The following is an 18,453-nucleotide window of genomic DNA, read 5'->3' on the forward strand; positions in this document are numbered from 1 at the left end:
TCAAAAACAAAATGGATGCCACCTACAAAGTATAGGTTAGCATCCACTACAATTAGTTAATTAAATATTGTGTCCAGTTTTATGGGTACACATCAAAATTCTAGCAGATTTTTTTATATTATAAATTTTTTAATTTATCTATTACCTCTCTCACATTTTTTTCTACTTCATCTTCCCTCACTGAAAAGATGGCTCTTGACATGCAAAGACCATCTAAATCTAGCCCCGTGAAAAAGTCTAACTTATCCTTACTTATTCCTCCTATAGGAAAGACTGGAATTAAGAGAGCTTCTCTTATTTCTTTAAAGCTTTCTAGTGTAATCCTTGAGGCATCTTTCTTGGTTTCTGTTTCAAAAAAGGCTCCCGTCCCAATATAAGATGCTCCCATATTTTCTGCCTCAATGCCAAGCTTTACAGTTTTTGCCGTTGCACCAATTATTTCATCTCTTCCCAAGACTTCTCTTGCCCGAGAAATTTTTTCATCCTCTTGACCAAGATGAAGTGCAGTGCCATATTTTTTTGCAAGCTTTAAGTTGTCATTTAAGATAAAAAGGCACTTACCATCAATTTCACTTTTTATATTTAAGATTTTTTCTCCAAGTACATCTTCATCTGCAAATTTGTCTCTAAGCTGATAAATTCTCATTCCAGCCTTAATTGCATTTTTTATTTTCCATAAATCATCGCCTTCAGAAATCCCATATAAAGTTGGCTTAATAAATTTAGTTGAAGGAGATAAAATTTCAATCTCTCCACTTATTTCATCTATGCCTTGCATTTTAATTATAATATCTTGGGCATTTACTCCCTTATCTCTTATGACATTTTTACCAAGCTGCCTTAAAAATATTGCAGCAAGAGCACAGGCTTTTAAATTTGACATGGGTGCAGCCAAAAGAGAAGTTATCATGGCAGATTCCATGTCTCCTAAGCCAGTGATTTTTTTTAAATTTTCATCGCCACCAGAAATTGAAATTAATAAGTGAGAGTTGGCTATCACTTCATATTTGCCGCTAACTACAACTGTAGCTTTACTTTTTTCTTGGAGTTCTAAGGCAATATCTATAAAATCTTCTCGAGATAAATTATCATCTTTTGAATCCACGCCAGTAAAGGTCTTGCCCCTTGCCAAGTAATTAATTTCATTAAAATTTCCTCTTATGACATTAAATTTAAAATTACTGATAAGGTCTTTTGCCAAGTCTCTTCTTAGGCTACTAGAAGCAACTCCAACTGGGTCAAAGACCAGAGGAATATTATTTTTCTCTGCAACTTTTGCAGAAATTTTAATTGCTTCAATTTTATCTTCATTTAACATTCCCATATTCAAGAGCAGGGCAGAAGATTTTTTTGTAATTTCAGCAACTTCCTTGGAATACTCTGCCATCATTGGGCTTGCCCCAAGAGATAAAACTAAGTCAGCAAGTCTAGCTCTTGTAACACTATTTGAAATAATATGTACTAAGGGAGACTTGTCCCTTAGATTTTTTAAATTTGCCTTAATTTTCATTTTTATCACTCAAATTATACATGTGATATAGGGGCCCCCTGCCCCTTCCTATATCAAAGCCATAAGCTATGGCGCCACTTAAATATTTTTTTGCAGCTACAAGTGCATAATAAAGACTTTTTCCCTTTGCAAGTTCACAAGCTAGGGCACTGGATAGGGTGCAACCTGTGCCATGGGTATTTTTGTTGTCTATGTTTTTTCCCTCTATTACAAAGAGCCCATCTCTTCCACAAAGCACATCATCCTTTGAGTCTTTTAGATGACCTCCCTTTATTAGAAAGGCTACTTTATATTTGTTATATAAAAATTCTGCTGCTTCCTTCATCTCTTCAAGACTTTCAATTTTTTTGCCGTAAATAATCCCAGCTTCAATGAGATTAGGGGTGATTAAAGTTGCCTTTTTAAATAAAATTTCCTTCATCTTCTCAAGTGTCTCATCAGGCACAAGAGTAAAGCCGCTAGTTGATGTAATAACTGGGTCTAAAACTATGGGCAGATCCTTAAAATATTTTTCAGCTACTTCTGATATAACTTCTACTTGTCCTGGACTTGCAACCATGCCAATTTTTACAGCATGGGGCATAATATCTTGGCAAATTGACAAAAGCTGACCCTTAAGCATTTCCTCACTTATAGGTGAGGATGCCTGAACTCCCATAGTATTTTGTGCAGTTATTGCTGTAATGGCAGTCATGCCATAAAACTTATAAGAAGTTATGGTTTTTAAGTCGGCTTGGATACCTGCGCCACCGCTAGAGTCAGACCCAGCTATGCTTAAAATCTTTTTAATTTCCATGTTTATTTCCTTCTAAATTAAGATAATCATTAAGAGCTGTCTTTTTAAGGCTCAAAATAATTATTGTAGCTATTATTGAACCGCCAAGAGTACTTACAGAAAAAGGAATAATTAGTCCAAAAAATGCCATTTCCTTTCCAAGTATAAACTTGGCAACTGGATAGGCTAATAGGGCACCTATAACTCCTGTTCCAAAAACTTCACCTAAAAAGGCAAGGGAAAGCTTTCTTGTCTTGTAATATAAAATGCCTGCTAAAAAGGCACCAACCATTGAACCAGGAAAGGCCATTAAAGAACCTGTGCCTGATAAATTTCTAATAAGTGAAATGCAAAAGGCAACAAGGACTGAATAGAGAGGTCCCAATATTACTGCAGAAAGTACATTTACCATGTGCTGAATTGGATAACACTTTGATAGTCCCACTGGAAAATTTACAAAGGAAAAAACAACGCCAAGGGCAACAAAAAGAGCTGCCACAGTTAACTTCTTAGTATTAGATTTCATATTTACCTCCTAGAGAGTGCTGACATAAAAACTAAAACTATTCCCTACGTTGGCATTATCCAAATCAGGTAATGGTCGAAATTAACAATTTCCTCTCAGCCTGTCAACAAGCTCCCTTTTTTATTTAATTAAATTTTTACACTGAACTAAAATTATTTAAATCTTAATATTAGTTCACTTAGATTAAGCTTCTATTTTAATATCTTTGCCTTCAAGTATTAAATTCATATTTTTTGCAGAGCACATTGAGCCGCACATTGTGCAGGTATTTTCTTCTTCAGGCATGGATGAATCTCTGTACTTTCTTGGTTTAACCTTATCAAGAGCAAGGTCAAACATTCCTTCCCAGTCAATTTTTTGGCGTCTCTTGCTCATTTCTAAATCCCAATTTCTTGCGTCCTTTAATTTATTAATGTCACCTGCATGAGCTGCAATTTTGCAAGCTACAATTCCTTCGCGAACATCTTCTACATTTGGAAGTCTCAAATGTTCAGCAGGCGTTACATAACACAAGAAATCTGCACCATGAGCTGCTGCAATTGCACCGCCAATTGCCGATGTAATATGGTCATAACCAGGTGCCACATCTGTAACAAGAGGTCCCAAGACATAGAAAGGTGCCTTGTGACAAAGTTTCTTTTGAAGTTTGACATTCATTTCAATGTCACCAATTGGTACATGACCAGGCCCTTCAATAATTACTTGCACATCCTTCTCCCAAGCTCTCTTTGTAAGCTCGCCAAGTGTAATAAGTTCTGAAATTTGTGCAGGGTCTGTGGCATCATGAATGCCACCAGGTCTTAGGGAATCTCCAAGAGAAAGAGTCACATCATATTCTCTTAAAATATCTAAGAGCTCATCATAGTATTGGTAAAATGGATTTTCTCTATCATTCATCATCATCCAACCAAAGAGTAGAGAGCCTCCACGAGATACAATTTCATTTACACGCCTATTCCTCATAAATATTTCAGCATTTGCCCTATTTATGCCTGCGTGAATTGTCACAAAGTCCACTCCATTTTCGGCATGATTTCTAACTACATCTAAAAATTCCTTTGCCTTTATGTAAGAAAGTCCCTTGTCCAAAAATCCTACTGCATCATACATGGGCACTGTGCCTATCATGGCTGTAGATTTTTCAATTAATTTTTTCCTAAATTCTTGAGTCTTGCCATAATTTGATAAATCCATTATGGCTTCTGCACCCATTTTTAGTGCCATGTCAACTTTTTCCATTTCCATGTCAATGTCATTTAAGTCCTTGGAAATTCCTAAGTTTACATTTATCTTGGTCCTAAGTCCTGTTCCAATGCCTTCAGGTGAAATTGATTTGTGATTTTTGTTTTTTGGAATGACAATTTCGCCACAAGCCATTTTCTCCAGGAGATACTGGCAAGATACATTTTCCTTTTTTGCCACAATTTTCATCTCTTCTGTGACAAAACCATGTTTTGCTGCTTCCCTTTGAGTGGCATATTTCATATAAAAAAACCTCCTATAAAATTATAGGAGTAATCTTACTTTTCCCTGCCAAGGCATTATCCTAGCAGGTAAGATGGTCGAGTCTTAACTCCTCTCAGCAAATTGCTCCCATAAGTTTATTTATTCATTTATTGATTTTATAATATAAAATCTTTTAAAACAAGAAAAAATATAATACTAATTCATAAAATTTTTAAATCTCTTTAATAGAGATAAGAATTTTTCATTTCTTAATATTTTATAATTGATTCTACTTTAGTTCCTTCTAAAATTTCTCTTCCCTTTAAGTCTTCTAGTTCCACTAAGAAAATTGCAGAAGATACTTTCCCTTCTAATTTTTCTACAAGTTTTACACAAGCCTTGGCTGTGCCACCAGTTGCAAGAAGGTCGTCTACTATTACAATTTTTTCTCCAGCTTCTATTGCATCTTTATGAATTTCTATTGAGTCTTCTCCATATTCAAGCTCATAGGATTCTCTTTCTTTATCCCAAGGAAGTTTGCCTGGTTTTCTAACGGGAATAAAACCTTTATCAAGTTTATAGGCAAGGGCTGAGGCAAAAATAAATCCCCTTGCTTCAATGCCAATTATCTTGTCTACATCCTCATCAATTTTTTCTGCCATTTCATCTACTGCTTTTTTAAAGGCATCCTTATCTTTTAAAAGAGTTGTTATATCTCTAAAAATAACTCCCTCTTTTGGATAATTTTCTATTGCACGAATTTTATTTTTAAGTTCCATAATTACCTCCACTTTCTTATAGTATAACATCTTTGATATTTAACTAAAACTTTTATTATTTTTATTTTAATGATATAATATGTTAAATTTTTCTATTTATGCCAGAGGTGTTAAATGAATAAAGAAAATATAAAAAAATATGACAAGGAAATAAGAAAGGCAAATTTTTCTGAAGCAATATTTACCTTTTTATCTCTTGTAGTAATAATGTTTATAAGTATTATAAGATATAAAGAAAGTCCACATATTCCAATGTTAATTGGTGTTTTAATTGCTTCTCTTGTTGCTTTAAAAATTGGATACTCATGGAAATTTATCGAGAACTCAATGATTAAGGGGATTTCTCAAGCCATGCAATCTATAATAATTTTAGCCATCATCGGAGTTTTAATTGGCGTTTGGATTTTAGCTGGTGTTGTGCCAACTATGATTTATTATGGTCTTTTAATTTTAAAGCCATCAATTTTTCTTGTAGCAACAGTTTTAATTACTTCAATAACTTCCCTTGCAACAGGAACAAGTTGGGGCACAGCTGGTACAATGGGCATTGCTCTTATGGGCATAGCAAGTGGCCTTGGAATACCTGCTCCAATTACTGCAGGTGCAGTTTTATCTGGTGCATATTTTGGCGACAAAATGAGTCCCCTATCTGATACCACAAATCTTGCACCGGCAATGGCTGGAACAGATGTCTTCACTCACATTAAGGCAATGTTTAAACCTACAATTATAACTTATATTTTAACTCTTTTAATTTTTGGATTTTTCTCAATGAAATACAGGGGAAGCTCTGCAGATTTATCCAGCGTAAGTATTATAACTGAAGCTTTAAAAAATAATTTTAATATTTCCCCAGTCCTATTAATTGCACCCCTTATTGTAATAATTTCCATTGCAAAAAAAGTTCCTGCAATTCCTGGCATAAGCCTTGGCATAATTTCAGCTGCCATTCTGGGACCAATTTATCAAAAGATAAATTTTGGCGACATCTTATCTGCTGCCTTAAATGGTTTTGTTTCAGAAACTGGTCTTGAATCAGTGGATAAACTTTTAACTACTGGCGGACTTAATAACATGATGTCTTCTATTTCTCTTACAATTATTGCCATGATGTTTGGTGGAATTGCAGAAGAGACTGGAATACTTGAAGCCATTGTAAAAAAATTCCTTGGTAAAATTAAATCCACAGTTGGACTTGTCACTGCCACAATTTTAACTTGCCTTTTTACAAATGCTACTATGCCTGAACAATATATTTCCATAGTTGTTCCTGGAAGAATGTTTAAAAATGAATATAAGGAAAGAAAGCTAGATCCAAAACTTTTGTCATCAACTCTTGAATCTGGTGGAACTGTTACATCTTCCATGATACCTTGGAACACTTGTGGAACTTATATGACTACTATACTTGGAGTTTCAACTATCAATTATCTACCTTTCTTATTCTTTAATCTTTTAATGCCCCTTGTTCAAATTATTATTACAGCACTAGATGAGAAAAAATTTAAATTAGATTAAGTTAAAGATACTTTCATCAATTGAAAAACTGCCTCTTTTTGATATAATGTTTAATGAAGTAAAAAAAAGAGGTGGAATATGTATAAAGATATAATAACTGGACTTACAAATTCTGCAAATACGAAGAAAAATTTACTTGAAAGCTCTCTTTTTAAGTATATGCTTGCTTCTATTCTTGCAGGATTTTTTATTGGCATGGGAATGCTTATAATGACACTTTCAGCAAGCGTCTTTTCTCCCCTTCCCATTGCAGCTGTAAAATTTATTAACGGCTTTGTCTTCTCTCTTGCCCTATCCTTTGTGGTATTTGCAGGAGGAGAACTTTTCACAGGAAATGTACTTGTGACTACTGTGGGAAGACTTAATAAAAAAATTGACACTGCAAGTCTTTTAAAAATTTTAATTTTTTCCTATATTGGAAATATTTTAGGCTCAATTTTGATTTCATATTTATTTAAAATGACTGGAGTTTCTCCCGAATATAATGACGCTCTATTAAAACTAGCCACTGGAAAGACGAGTTTTGACTTTCTCCAACTACTTTTTAAGGGAATTATGTGTAACATTTTAGTTTGCCTTGCAGTTTTAATTTGCTCAAGAAAAATTTCTGATTCAGCAAAGTTAATTTTAATTTTCTGGTGCATACTTGCCTTTGTAAGCCTTGGCTTTGAACATAGTGTTGCAAATATGACTTGTTTTGCACTGGCAAAAATTTTAAATCCAGAATTTTCTTTTGCCCTAATTCTTAAAAATTTAATACCAGTAACTATTGGAAATATTATTGGTGGCGCCTTAGTTGGCATAACTTATAATACTATAGCTTCTGAAAAATAAAAGAGACGAGGTGAAAATCCTCGTCTTATTTTTTTCTAAATTTTATTATTAATTTGTAAATAAAAAATGTAAGGACCATTACAAATACTGTCACTATAAAAAGTCCAACTATATAATTGGGAAAGACATTTTTTATAGTAGCAAGGGCAGATCCCTCATAGGGCTCCTCTATAAAATAATAATTTGCATTAAGCTTTTTATTTAGTATTTTTATTATTGGAAGTGTAACAAGAATAAAAATTACTGGATAAATAATGTCTCTAAGCTTTGGCAGGTATTCCTTTGAAATCACAATATAAATTGGATAAAAGGAATTTATACCGTGGATTATCCAAGAAACAATAGCCACATAGGAATATTTATTTACTTGAACCCAACCTGGCGTAAAAAGACTTAAAATTGCAGCTGGCATAAATAAATAATAAAGGCAGGCTTTAATAATTTTACTTTCATAAAAAGCATCTACTGCCATAAACTGGGCTCCAATTAAGCAAAGATGAAAAGGCAGGTATGAGCTATCATAATGCCCGTCAATTAAAACTGCTATAAGCCTAATAATTTCCAGTGTAATTGGAGTAATGGCAAGAATTTTTCTAAAAGTCTTATTTTCCTTCCATGGCTTATATAAGAAAATTCCAAATATTAAAATAATAAAAAGGCAAATAAAGTGGTAGGCACCGTAAAATTTGAAGCCAACCTCGCCATAATCTAAATCCCAAAAACTTCTCATTTATAATTAAATCCTTTATATTTTCTTCAAATATTTTAACATAGAAAGTTTAAAAAGAAATTAAAAAAATTTTTCAGCTGTTAAATTTATTTTAAAAATCTTTTCCACTAATTTCAATTTCTCCCACAATAAAAAGTGTAAAACTCCCCTTAGCAACTATTTTGTCGCCTTTTTTTGCCAAAACCTCTATTACTTCTGTGCTTTTACCTGAGTGAATTATTTTTGTGGTAGAATAAATTTCTTCTCCAAGGTAGACGCTGGAAATAAAGTTTACACTTGAATCTAAAGTCACACCCTTCCTGCCCATGGCAATGGAAAGGCAGCCTGCTGCCGTATCCATTAGGGCAAAAATTTCTGCTCCATGAAGAATATTATAGGCGTTAAATTGATTTTTCTCTGGCTTCATTTTTAAAACTAAATTATCGCCGCTAAGTTCTACTAAGCTTATATGACTTCTCCTTACATATTCATCATTTTCAAATAATTTTTTAAAATTAATTTTCTCCATTTCTCCCCCTATTAAAAAAAGAAAGTTGTCTTATATTTAAATCAACTAAATTGGAAACTGTAATGCCAATAAGTCTTAGCTTTTCGCCATCATAGGCTTCATCAAAGATTTCAAGACTCTTATTTAAAATATCATCTTTTTCATAAATAGCTATATCATAAGTTTTTGACCTGGTTTTGACTTTAAAATTTTCATTTTTCATCTTTAAAGTCAAAGTGTAGCCAGAAATTTCCTTTATAATTAAATCTTCTGAAACTTCTCTGGAAAATTCCCTTAAATAATTTATGAGTTCACTTCTATTTTTTGTTGCCTCAAAAGTTGACTCTGTGCCAAGACTTTTTCTAACAGCATTTGGTGTAACCTCTCTCTTGTCAATTCCCCTAATCCTATTATAAATCTCTTCGCCACTTTTTTTTAACATATTTGCCAAAAAATCGTAGGATAAATTGTAAAGATCTTCAACTTTGTTTATTCCAATATTTCGAAGTTTTTTCTCAGACTTACTTCCAATGCCATGAACCTTTCTTATGTCTAGGGGAAATAAAATTTCTGGCATATCAGACTCTCTAATTATCATAAGGCCCTTAGGCTTATTCCAGTCGCTTGCAAGTTTTGCCAAAAATTTATTGTAGGATAAACCTACACTTACACTAAGTCCAGTTTTCTCAAAAACTTTTCTTTGAATATCATAGACAATATTTTCGTCGTAAGAAAGTCCACTGAGGTCCAGATAAGATTCATCAATGGAAACTTTTTCGATTTTATCTGTGTAAGATTTTAAAATGTCAAAAACCTCTCGAGATTTTTCCAAGTATCTCTCTCTTCTCATGGGTTTAATAATTAAGTGGTCGCAGAGTTTTTTTGCCATATACATGGGCATGGCAGAGTGAATACCATAATCTCTCGCAATGTAATTAGCCGTAGTTACAACTCCATGATTGGACCTGCCGCCTACGACTAGAGGTTTTCCTATTATGCTTTTGTCATCTAGTTCTTCCACTGATGCATAAAAGGCATCAATATCAACATGTATAATAATTCCCATAAATATCACAGTTTTAGTATATCACAAGAACTTTTTATAAAGAAGACAATTTGATATAATTCTATAGAGGTGAGATTTTGAAAAGAAAAGTTGTGCTCTATGATTTTGACAAAACTGTAGTGGATTGTGAATCTATAGTTGAGCTTTATAAATATGCTTACAAAAATAAAAAAATAAATATTTTTAAAAGTCTCTTAAATTTATCTGCTGCCTATATAAAAGCTAAATTAAATTCTGATTTTACCATTATGAAAAACCAAATGGTATCTGTCATAAAATATTTTACAGAAGATGAACTCCAGGACTTTGTTACAAAATATCTCTATCCCAAATTTTTCTTCAAGGAATTTGAAGATGAATTTTCATCCTATGATGACGACAGCATAAAAATTTTATGCTCTGCATCAGCCACAAATTATTTAATTTATGTTGGTGAACTCTTTCCCTTTGACTACATCATAGGTACAGACTTAGACAATGATTATAAATTATGTCGCGGCAATAACAAAAAAGACATCAAAGTAAAAAACATAAATGAAATATTAGAAAGAGAGGGCATAGAAATAGACTACGAAAATTCTCTTGCCTACTCCGATTCCTATAAGGACGATAAATATATGCTTAGAATGGTAAAAAATAGATTTTTAATAAATTCAAAAGTAAATAAAAAAGCCTATGTAAATTTAACTTGGCATAGAAATAAATAAACTAAAAACCCCCACTAAGAATATTCTTTGAGAGAAAATATTCCAGCAGGGGTTTTTTAATTAATTTGAATTTATTTTATTATCTAAATTTCTAAAATATATTTTTCGATTAATTCAGCAATTTCATCATAGGATTTTTCTCCAAGAAATTCATAAACTTTTTTGCCCTCTTTATAAAAAGAAACTCTTGGCAATTGGAAAATTTCATTTTGCTCTGCAAAATCTTTATTTTTGTCCAGATCCATATAGTAGCAAGAAACTTCTCTAAATTCTTCTTCCAAGAGAACCTGCATAACTTCCATAAGTGGCTCGCAGTGAGAACATCTCTCTGCACCAAAGATAATAATGGCAGCTCTTTGATTTTTAATAGTAGCATCAAAGTGATTTTCTGTCACATATTTTATTTTAGATTCATTTCTCTTTATAACTTTTTTATTTTCATCAAGGTCTTTTACTGATTCAGATTCTTGTGAAAGTGGGTCAATATCTATTGATAATTTTCCACCCCTTACATTAGTTATTTCTACAGACTTAAAGTCTCCTGCGCCTTTTAACTTAAAGTAAGAAGCATCTTCAATTTCTTCAATTTTATTTTCACTTTCGTCAACGCCAAGATAATCGTAAGGATATCTATAAACCCTGTAAATCATATTATTTTTCAAAAGATTTTCTGTAGTAGTTCTATAAGGACAAGTCCATTGCCAAACAATTTCCTTTGTATGAGTTATTTCAATTACAAGACCTTCTGTAGCAAGAGTTATAAGTGTGTTGCCATTAGGCAATCTTTGAAGATTTCCACCATAGGGCGAATAAAATTTATATCCATTCATAGGAATGGAAAAACCAAAATCTCTTGGATCCACTGACCAGTTAACTGCTAAGGTCACTGGATTTATTTCGAGTATTCTTGAATAATTTCTTACAAAAGGTAAAAGCCCTGATGGCGATGTAAGCGTTGGAGAACCATATCCACATCTTCCTCCATTATCAAAAATTAAAAGATTTCCCTCGCCAGGTAGACCCTTTGGAATAATACTTGCAAAGGCAGACCCAACAACGGGATCAACTTTTTTAAAATCAGAAAAATTAGGACCCAGTTTATAACAAATACGAGATCTTTTTTTGTCTATAATGCCAATAATATTTGCAGCTCTAGCCGTAAATAAAATATTATCTGGATGAAATCTAGGATCTCCTTGATCAAACCATTTATTTTCTCCAATAGTTGAAATTGATGTAACATCCAAATAATTTCCACGAGGTTTTTCTGAATTCCTAAGATTAGGATTTCTATAAAGTACATTTTTCGCCTCTTCAGAAAATCCCAATTGTTCAAAATGTTCGCTAAAGGAAAATTTCCAAACAATATTTCCCTCATCATCAACCTCTAAAATTACATCATCTAAAATCATTTTATCAGAAATTCTCTTATCCTTTATAGTATCGTGAACTAATAAAAGAGTGTTACCTCCTTCAATAATTTTTTCACCAGGATAATAATAACCAAGAGAATTGCCTTCTCTTTGAAAATCAGAGTGGGCCCTAGCCATCCACTTTGGGCGATAACCCCTGTCTTCTGTAAATTTAAATTTGTCAAAATCAAATAAAACTTTTCCATCTTTATCGAACTCAATGAGTTTTATGCCATCGCTGACTCCAAAATCAGATGACCTAAAAGAAGAAATACTCATTATATTTTTATTGGGAAGCATTTTTGCGGGCATGGGATTTACTGAATATCTTTTTAGCTCAGTGCCATCCATTTTAGTAATAAGAGCTCCATCCTTTGCTGTTGAGATTAAATTTATGCCATTGTAGGCCTTTTCTCTATTGTAGACTACTGTTCCCCTTGGATAGACTCTCATTTTACACCTCTATTTCTAATGTACTTCTCTGCATAAACTGTAGCAATTGCACCATCATTTGCCGCCGTAACAATTTGTCTTAAAGGTTTCTGTCTTATATCTCCTGCAGCAAAAATTCCTTCAACAGATGTCCTCATACATTCATCAGTTTTTATAAAACCAAAATTATCTAAATCTAAAATATCTTTCACAAAAAAAGAATTTGGGCTCATGCCAGCAAAAATAAAAATTCCATCAGTAGTTACTCTAGTATTAGTATTATCAGATAAATCTAAAATATCAAGGCTATTTACCCTATCATTTCCATAAATCCCCTCAAGCTTTGAGTGCCAAGTATAGGAAACCTTGGGGTTCTTTTTAATTTTCTCAACTTCCAAATTATTGCCATCAAAATTTCCCTCTTCATGAATAATAATCATATTAATAGAATTGGCAAAATTAGAAAGATAATCAGCCTCTTCAAGGGCAAGATCTCCTGAACCTAAAATATGTATGTCCTTGTCTTTAAAATAATCAGCATCACAAGTAGAGCAATAAGACACACCACGACCAGCAAATTCAGTTTCACCAGGCACATTTATCATCTTTGCATAAGTTCCCGTAGCAATAATAATTGCCTTAGAAGAAAATTCCTTACGCCTAGAAGTAGTTAGCTTAAATCCCTCATCTATCTTTTCTATTTTAGAAACAGTTCCATAGCAAAACTCATTAGTACTAAAATTTTCTGCTTGCTCTCTAAATTCATTAATAAGATCTCTTCCAGAAATTTCCTTAAAACCAGGATAATTAATGACCTTTGGAGTGTCATTAACCCTTCCACCAAAGGAAAATTTTTCAATAATAAGAGTATTTAAAAGAGACCTACCAGCATAAATGGCAGCACTTAAACCAGCAGCGCCAGCACCAATTATAATTAAATCATAATTTTTCATCTAATCACCTCAAATAGAATCCACAGGATTTTGCGGAGCCTTCTTAATAATTTTAAACTTGCCATCATGATAATCACAAATATTAAACTCAGCGTTTCTCCTTACCCTATTTATCCAAAAATTTTTCATAGGCACATTTTCCATAATTGAATACATGGCAACAATAGTTACCCCGTGAGTTACAACTAAAATATTATTATCAAGTTCAGGATAAACAGCATACTCAAAAAATTTTTCCACTCGCCTTCTAAGGTCGTAGAGACTTTCGCCATCAATTCTGTTGTAGGAGTGTGGCTTTTCAAAATAAAGTTTGTGAAGCCAAGTGTCATCTTTTCTCACATCTTGAATATTTTTTCCCGACCAATAACCCACATCTATTTCACGAAGTAGAGAAGTCTTTACAATATATTGATTGGGACAAATGAGCTTTGCAGTATCATAAGCACGACCTAAATCAGATGAATAAACTGCATCAAAATGGATGTCCTTACATTTCTCGCGAAGAATTTTACCCATCTCAATTCCCTCTTTAGTAAGTGGCGAATCATCTTGTCCTTGAATAATTCCAGCCCTATTCCATTCAGTTTCCCCATGTCTAGTAAAATAAATCCTCATACTCCCCTCACAATCTATATGCAGAATCTATATAAAAAAATTCATTCCTATTAATATTATATATTATAAGAAAAAACAATTAAAGTATGAAAAGCTTTCAATAAAAAACCACTGGTAGGTCCAGTGGAAAATTTACTATTTTTATCTTTCTTCTAATTCCTTTGAAAGGGCTATTGCTTCTTTTATTATTTCTCTTGGGTAATTTAAATTATCTAAAATTGCAATGGCGTTACGAGATGTGGCTGGACCTTCTTTTAATAAGTAGTCAAATTTTATATCGCCATCTTCTATTTTTTCTTCAAAGTGCATATTTTTATATAGGTCCTTTAATAAAATTGTAAGCTCAATATCGTGAGTTGCCGCCACTACATGATTATTTCTTGTTAAATATTTTAGGGTCGCTGTAGCTGAAGCTATTCTATCAATGGTGTTTGTACCCCTAAATATTTCGTCAAGTAAAATTATTTTTTCTTCGCTGTCTTCAATCATGTCTCCTATTGCCTTGGACTCTGCCATAAAATAGGATAGATTTTCCATTATTGAGTCTGATATATCAATGGCTGAAGTTAATTTCATTGGCTTTATTTCAAGTTTTTCACCAAAGAAAATTCCAAAGCTAAGGGCAAAGACTGCGTTAATTCCTATAGTCCTAAGGTAAGTTGATTTTCCTGATGCATTTGATCCTGTTAAAATTATTGATTTTTCTAAATCTAAATCATTGGCTACTGCTTCTTTTAAGAGTGGGTTGTATAAGTTTTTCCCAGAAATTTTTTCTCCAAAGTCTGCAAAATTTGTCTTATATGCCTTTTTTATAGAAATAATTCCAATTTGACAGTCTATTTTTCCTATTAAGTAATAAAGTTTATGAATTTCTTCTCCGTATTTTTTGAAATGTTTTTGCGCTTTTGAAAATCTTCTCGCCTCTGATAAAAATAATACATTTTTGTAGGTTTCTGCAAAGTCCATTTCTGCATTGCCTGTCAAAAATCCAAAGGACTTTAAAGTTCTCTTTAAGGGAGCAAGGTCTCTTAAAATATTTTCTATCTCCTGAAGTTCTTCTGTGAAAAGCTCATTTTTATTTTTCACCAAGTTTTCTGATACAAATAAAATACTTTTAAGCCTCATTAAGGCTTCTAATTTACCTAAAGTTATTTCATTAAATTTTTTATAAATGTAAATGTTAATGCCTAGAAGGGCAAAAATAAATAAAATTGCCTGAGCCTTTAAGAAAATAAAAAGTAATAATATGTAAAGTGCTGTGAAAGAAAAAACTTTCGCCCCTATTTCAAGTTCCCTATCAACTTTAACTTCTTCTTCAATAAGATTTAGGACATCTTCCTTGAAATAACCGATTTTCCCAAGTTGTAATTGCAGGTCTAAAAGCTGGTCTTTTTTATCTTCATTAGCCTTTAAATTTTTCTCTATCTCTAAAAGGTCAGCTTCATCTAAAATCAAATTTTTTATTCTATAGTAAAAATATTCAAGACCCAGCCTTGTCATACTGTGGTTCATATTCTCAATTATTTTGTCGAAGTTTAAATCAGCTGCTGTTATTTCACTTAAATTTCCGCCAAGTCTTTTATGTATGCCGTCAATTTTTCCCTTGAACTTTTTTGAGTGAATTTTCCCAAAGTTTTTTCTTATTTCTGCTCGCAAAATTCTTTCGTTTTTTATTTTTATATAATAATCATATAAAAAAATTACTCCAGTAAAAGCAAATAATAAAATAATCGGTGCGTAATAATCCTTCATGTCATCCTCCTCTTTATTTATTATTTTATTACAAAGAAATTGTCATTACAATGAATAAGGACTGCAAAAAAACTGCCCACAATTGTGAACAGTCTTAAAAAATTATTTTATTTCTTTTTGTATTTTACAGCACTAACAAAGGATGCAAAAAGAAGTATCCCAAAATATGGCATTAAAGGTTTTAAAAAATCTAAATCATCTCTTTCATAAAGATAATACAAAAATACACCTGTCATAAAAGTTGTACTTGCAAAAAAGAAATACTCAATAAATTTAAAAAATTTTTGCTTTTTCATCTTATTTCATCCGCCCCTATTAAGTGCTTAAACCTTAAAACTTAAAATATTATGTAAAAGGCTGTTCATTTTTAAAAAACAAACAGCCTTAAAATTATTATTTAATTATTTGCAGTTTGGAAATAATTCGTCAAAGTTTTTAAGAATTACATGTCCAATGTCGTCTTGAGCGTCGATAGTTGAGCCACCAATGTGTGGTGTTACATAAAGTCTATCAAGTTCAAATAATTTGCTTTCAACTGGAACATCTTGAGTGTCAAGTCCGCCAGAGCCAAGTTCGTTAGAAAGTGTATCTAAGTTTGCTCCGCCTAGTTTGCCATTTTTGATGTAGTCGTATAGGTCATCTTCGTTAACAATTCCGCCACGAGCAGCGTTTATTATGCAAGCTCCGTCTTTCATCTTTTCAAATTCTTCTGCTGCAAATAAGTCCTTAGTGTCAGGAGTTAGTGGCATGTGAAGAGTGATAATGTCAGATTCTTTTACAAGAGTATCGAAATCAACAAGTTTAGCATAGTCAACTTTAATATCTTCTGGTTTTAAGAATGGGTCATAAGCAAGAACGCTCATGTGGAATACATTAGCGATTTCTCCAACTCTTCTACCAATTGCACCAAAACCACAAATTCCTAGAGTTTTGTTTCTAAGTTCTCTACCAATCCATCTATATTTGTTCCAAATTCCACCCTTAACTTCGTTTTGAGCTTGTACAGAATTTCTGTAAAGATCTAACATTTTTGCAAAAACAAGTTCAGCAACTGCGTTTGCATTTTGTCCTGGAGAGTTTTTAACTGGAATATTTTTTTCTTTTGCATAGTCAAGGTCAATGTGGTTAGTTCCTGTTGAACCAACGAAAATTGCCTTTAAGTTTTTAGCAGCATCAAGAACTTCTTTGTTGATGAATGGGTCAACTCTCATGAATAGGAAATCATAAGGTTCAATAATTTCTGCTAATTTTTCAGAAGTTGGAAGCATAACTTTATCAAGTTCAATACCTCTTTCTTCTAGTCCCTTGTCAATAACATCTGACATATAGTCTACCATTAACGCTTTCATTTACATCCTCCTTAAAATTTTTATGTACTTCGTTACATTTCTATTTTAGTTGAAAATGAAATCTTTTTCAAGCTCATTTATTAGCTTAAAATAATTAATACTATTTTTTAAAAAAGCCCTTGGAAAACCATTTTATATTTACTTTAAGTTAATGGTTTGTCCAAAGGCTTGCCTTTATACTTCAATTGATTTTTTTCTATGATTATCTAAAACTTTTTTTGCAAGGGCAAAGGTAATTAGGGCAGTTATAAAATCTGCTGTTGGAGGTGCGTACAAAAGTCCCTTTACTCCAAATAAGTTTGCATAAATATAGGCAAAGGGAACAAGAAGAAGAACTTGTCTTAATAGAGAAATTAAAATCCCTCTCTTGGCAAGTCCTATGGATGTTAAAAATCCCATAGTAACTGGTTGCACTCCATTTAAAAAAGTAAAGAAGAGCATAATCCTAAATAATTTTATGGCAAAGTCAAAATATAAGTCGCTACCTCCTCCAAAGAGCATAATTATTTGTCTTGGAAAAATTTGAAAAATCACAAAGGAAATTGATGAAACTATAAGAGAATATTTTATTGCAAGTTTATAAACTTCAACAACCCTGTCATAATTTTTTGCCCCATAATTAAAGGAAGAAATTGGTTGAAGTCCTTGGGAAAGTCCAATATTGACACAGAAAAATACCATGCTTACCTTCATTACAATTCCCACTGCCGCAAGAGGTATATTTGCTCCATATTCTGACAAAGATCCATAGTATCTATAAAAATTATTCATGAGTATTTGAACAAATAATATAGCAGCTTGATTAAATCCACTTGCAGCACCAAGCCTTGCTATGTTTATAATCTTATCTAATTGAAATTCAAAATATTTTCCCTCTAGGTCCACAGATTTAAAATGTCTTGTAAAATAAAATACTATCATTAGAAAAGAAAAAAATTGTCCCAAAACAGTTGCATAAGCTGCTCCTGCCATGCCCATGTCAAAGACAAAAATAAAAATTGGGTCTAAAATTAAATTTATGACAGCACCTACTACCATGGAGTACATGGAAAATTTTGGTGCACCATCAGCTCTTATTAAAGTTGAACCCACATTTACTAAAATTAAAAATATAAATCCATAAGAAGTTATGGACACATACTCTATGGCATAGTCCATAATTTCCTTTGTTGCGCCAAAAGTTTTTAAAAAAGTTTCCATATATAAGTGAGTTATTATTGTAAAGGCAAAACCTGCTATAGTGGCAAGACTTATGGAATTTTTGATGTAGTGCCTTGCAAGTTCATTTTGTCCTCTTCCCAATGAAATATTAAAATTTGCAGCTCCACCTATGCCAGATAGAAGGGCAAGAGCTGTGCAAATTGTAACAAGAGGAAAGGCAACATTTGTTGCAGCATTACCTAGCATCCCCACAGAGTTTCCTATAAAAATTTGGTCTACAATATTATATAGGGAGCTTATTATTAAGGCAAAAATACTTGGTAGTGCAAACTGTATAAGTAGTTTTTTTATAGGGTCTCTTCCCAAAATATTTTCTTCTTTCATCTTTTACCTCCTATATT

General features: G+C 32.5%; 18 protein-coding genes and 1 riboswitch. Of the genes, 3 read left to right on the forward strand and 15 right to left on the reverse strand.

The genetic code is table 11. From position 1 onward, the window contains the following. Positions 1-118: 118 nt before the first annotated feature. From thiM to JOD41_RS08740, 5 genes are all read right to left on the reverse strand, one after another. Entirely contained in the window at positions 119-1,510 is a 1,392-nt protein-coding gene (thiM, locus tag JOD41_RS08720) for a hydroxyethylthiazole kinase (protein ID WP_205052497.1), read from the reverse strand. Continuing rightward, entirely contained in the window at positions 1,500-2,306 is an 807-nt protein-coding gene (thiD, locus tag JOD41_RS08725; protein ID WP_205052498.1) for a bifunctional hydroxymethylpyrimidine kinase/phosphomethylpyrimidine kinase, read from the reverse strand. Before thiD ends, thiM begins: the two co-directional genes overlap by 11 nt. Continuing rightward, a complete protein-coding gene (thiW, locus tag JOD41_RS08730) occupies positions 2,296-2,811 on the reverse strand; it encodes an energy coupling factor transporter S component ThiW (protein WP_205052499.1) in 516 nt (171 codons plus the stop codon). The genes thiD and thiW overlap by 11 nt, the downstream gene beginning before the upstream one ends. Before the next feature lie 24 nt (positions 2,812-2,835). After that, a riboswitch (TPP riboswitch) is annotated at positions 2,836-2,939 on the reverse strand. Between the two features lie 55 nt (positions 2,940-2,994). Beyond that, entirely contained in the window at positions 2,995-4,296 is a 1,302-nt protein-coding gene (gene thiC / locus JOD41_RS08735; protein ID WP_205052500.1) for a phosphomethylpyrimidine synthase ThiC, read from the reverse strand. A 230-nt stretch (positions 4,297-4,526) separates the two neighbouring features. Then, positions 4,527-5,036, reverse strand: a complete 510-nt coding sequence (locus tag JOD41_RS08740) for an adenine phosphoribosyltransferase (RefSeq protein ID WP_205052501.1) — start codon at positions 5,034-5,036, stop codon at positions 4,527-4,529. 114 nt (positions 5,037-5,150) lie between these two features. Between JOD41_RS08740 and nhaC the strand changes: the two genes are divergently transcribed. Together nhaC and JOD41_RS08750 are read left to right on the forward strand one after the other, a co-directional pair. Beyond that, positions 5,151-6,554, forward strand: a complete 1,404-nt coding sequence (gene nhaC / locus JOD41_RS08745; protein ID WP_205052502.1) for a Na+/H+ antiporter NhaC — start codon at positions 5,151-5,153, stop codon at positions 6,552-6,554. Positions 6,555-6,632: 78 nt separating this feature from the next. Continuing rightward, entirely contained in the window at positions 6,633-7,388 is a 756-nt protein-coding gene (locus JOD41_RS08750) for a formate/nitrite transporter family protein (RefSeq protein WP_205052503.1), read from the forward strand. A gap of 25 nt (positions 7,389-7,413) precedes the next feature. Here JOD41_RS08750 and JOD41_RS08755 read toward each other — a convergent pair whose 3' ends face one another. The 3 genes from JOD41_RS08755 to JOD41_RS08765 all read right to left on the reverse strand — a co-directional run bounded on the left by JOD41_RS08755 (position 7,414) and on the right by JOD41_RS08765 (position 9,671). Continuing rightward, complete coding sequence (locus JOD41_RS08755) at positions 7,414-8,118, reverse strand: YwaF family protein (RefSeq protein ID WP_205052504.1); 705 nt, start codon at positions 8,116-8,118, stop codon at positions 7,414-7,416. Between the two features lie 91 nt (positions 8,119-8,209). Beyond that, entirely contained in the window at positions 8,210-8,626 is a 417-nt protein-coding gene (locus tag JOD41_RS08760; RefSeq protein ID WP_205052505.1) for a PaaI family thioesterase, read from the reverse strand. Then, entirely contained in the window at positions 8,613-9,671 is a 1,059-nt protein-coding gene (locus JOD41_RS08765; RefSeq protein ID WP_205052506.1) for a DNA polymerase IV, read from the reverse strand. The genes JOD41_RS08760 and JOD41_RS08765 overlap by 14 nt, the downstream gene beginning before the upstream one ends. Before the next feature lie 77 nt (positions 9,672-9,748). Between JOD41_RS08765 and JOD41_RS08770 the strand changes: the two genes are divergently transcribed. Continuing rightward, the gene (locus JOD41_RS08770; RefSeq protein ID WP_205052507.1) at positions 9,749-10,378 is read left to right on the forward strand and encodes an HAD family hydrolase; all 630 of its coding nucleotides are present in this window, start codon (positions 9,749-9,751) and stop codon (positions 10,376-10,378) included. A gap of 83 nt (positions 10,379-10,461) precedes the next feature. Here the strand turns inward: JOD41_RS08770 and JOD41_RS08775 are convergent, their stop codons facing one another. The 7 genes from JOD41_RS08775 to JOD41_RS08805 all read right to left on the reverse strand — a co-directional run bounded on the left by JOD41_RS08775 (position 10,462) and on the right by JOD41_RS08805 (position 18,436). Beyond that, positions 10,462-12,243: a thioredoxin domain-containing protein gene (locus JOD41_RS08775; protein ID WP_205052508.1), complete on the reverse strand. Its 1,782-nt coding sequence runs from the start codon at positions 12,241-12,243 to the stop codon at positions 10,462-10,464. Beyond that, entirely contained in the window at positions 12,240-13,175 is a 936-nt protein-coding gene (locus tag JOD41_RS08780) for an NAD(P)/FAD-dependent oxidoreductase (RefSeq protein WP_205052509.1), read from the reverse strand. Before JOD41_RS08780 ends, JOD41_RS08775 begins: the two co-directional genes overlap by 4 nt. Before the next feature lie 9 nt (positions 13,176-13,184). Continuing rightward, positions 13,185-13,790, reverse strand: coding sequence for a histidine phosphatase family protein (locus JOD41_RS08785; RefSeq protein ID WP_156702609.1), 606 nt, complete (start codon positions 13,788-13,790; stop codon positions 13,185-13,187). 141 nt (positions 13,791-13,931) lie between these two features. Beyond that, on the reverse strand, positions 13,932-15,542 hold the full coding sequence (locus JOD41_RS08790) for a MutS-related protein (RefSeq protein WP_205052510.1): 1,611 nt from the start codon (positions 15,540-15,542) through the stop codon (positions 13,932-13,934). Between the two features lie 107 nt (positions 15,543-15,649). Beyond that, positions 15,650-15,838 (reverse strand): hypothetical protein, encoded by a 189-nt coding sequence (locus JOD41_RS08795; protein ID WP_205052511.1) that lies wholly within the window; start codon positions 15,836-15,838, stop codon positions 15,650-15,652. 105 nt (positions 15,839-15,943) lie between these two features. Next, positions 15,944-16,891 (reverse strand): D-2-hydroxyacid dehydrogenase, encoded by a 948-nt coding sequence (locus JOD41_RS08800; protein WP_205052512.1) that lies wholly within the window; start codon positions 16,889-16,891, stop codon positions 15,944-15,946. Between the two features lie 174 nt (positions 16,892-17,065). After that, positions 17,066-18,436: an MATE family efflux transporter gene (locus JOD41_RS08805; protein ID WP_205052513.1), complete on the reverse strand. Its 1,371-nt coding sequence runs from the start codon at positions 18,434-18,436 to the stop codon at positions 17,066-17,068. Positions 18,437-18,453 lie beyond the last annotated feature (17 nt).

The organism is Peptoniphilus gorbachii (assembly GCF_016908115.1).
Taxonomy (GTDB): Bacteria; Bacillota; Clostridia; order Tissierellales; family Peptoniphilaceae; genus Peptoniphilus_A; species Peptoniphilus_A gorbachii.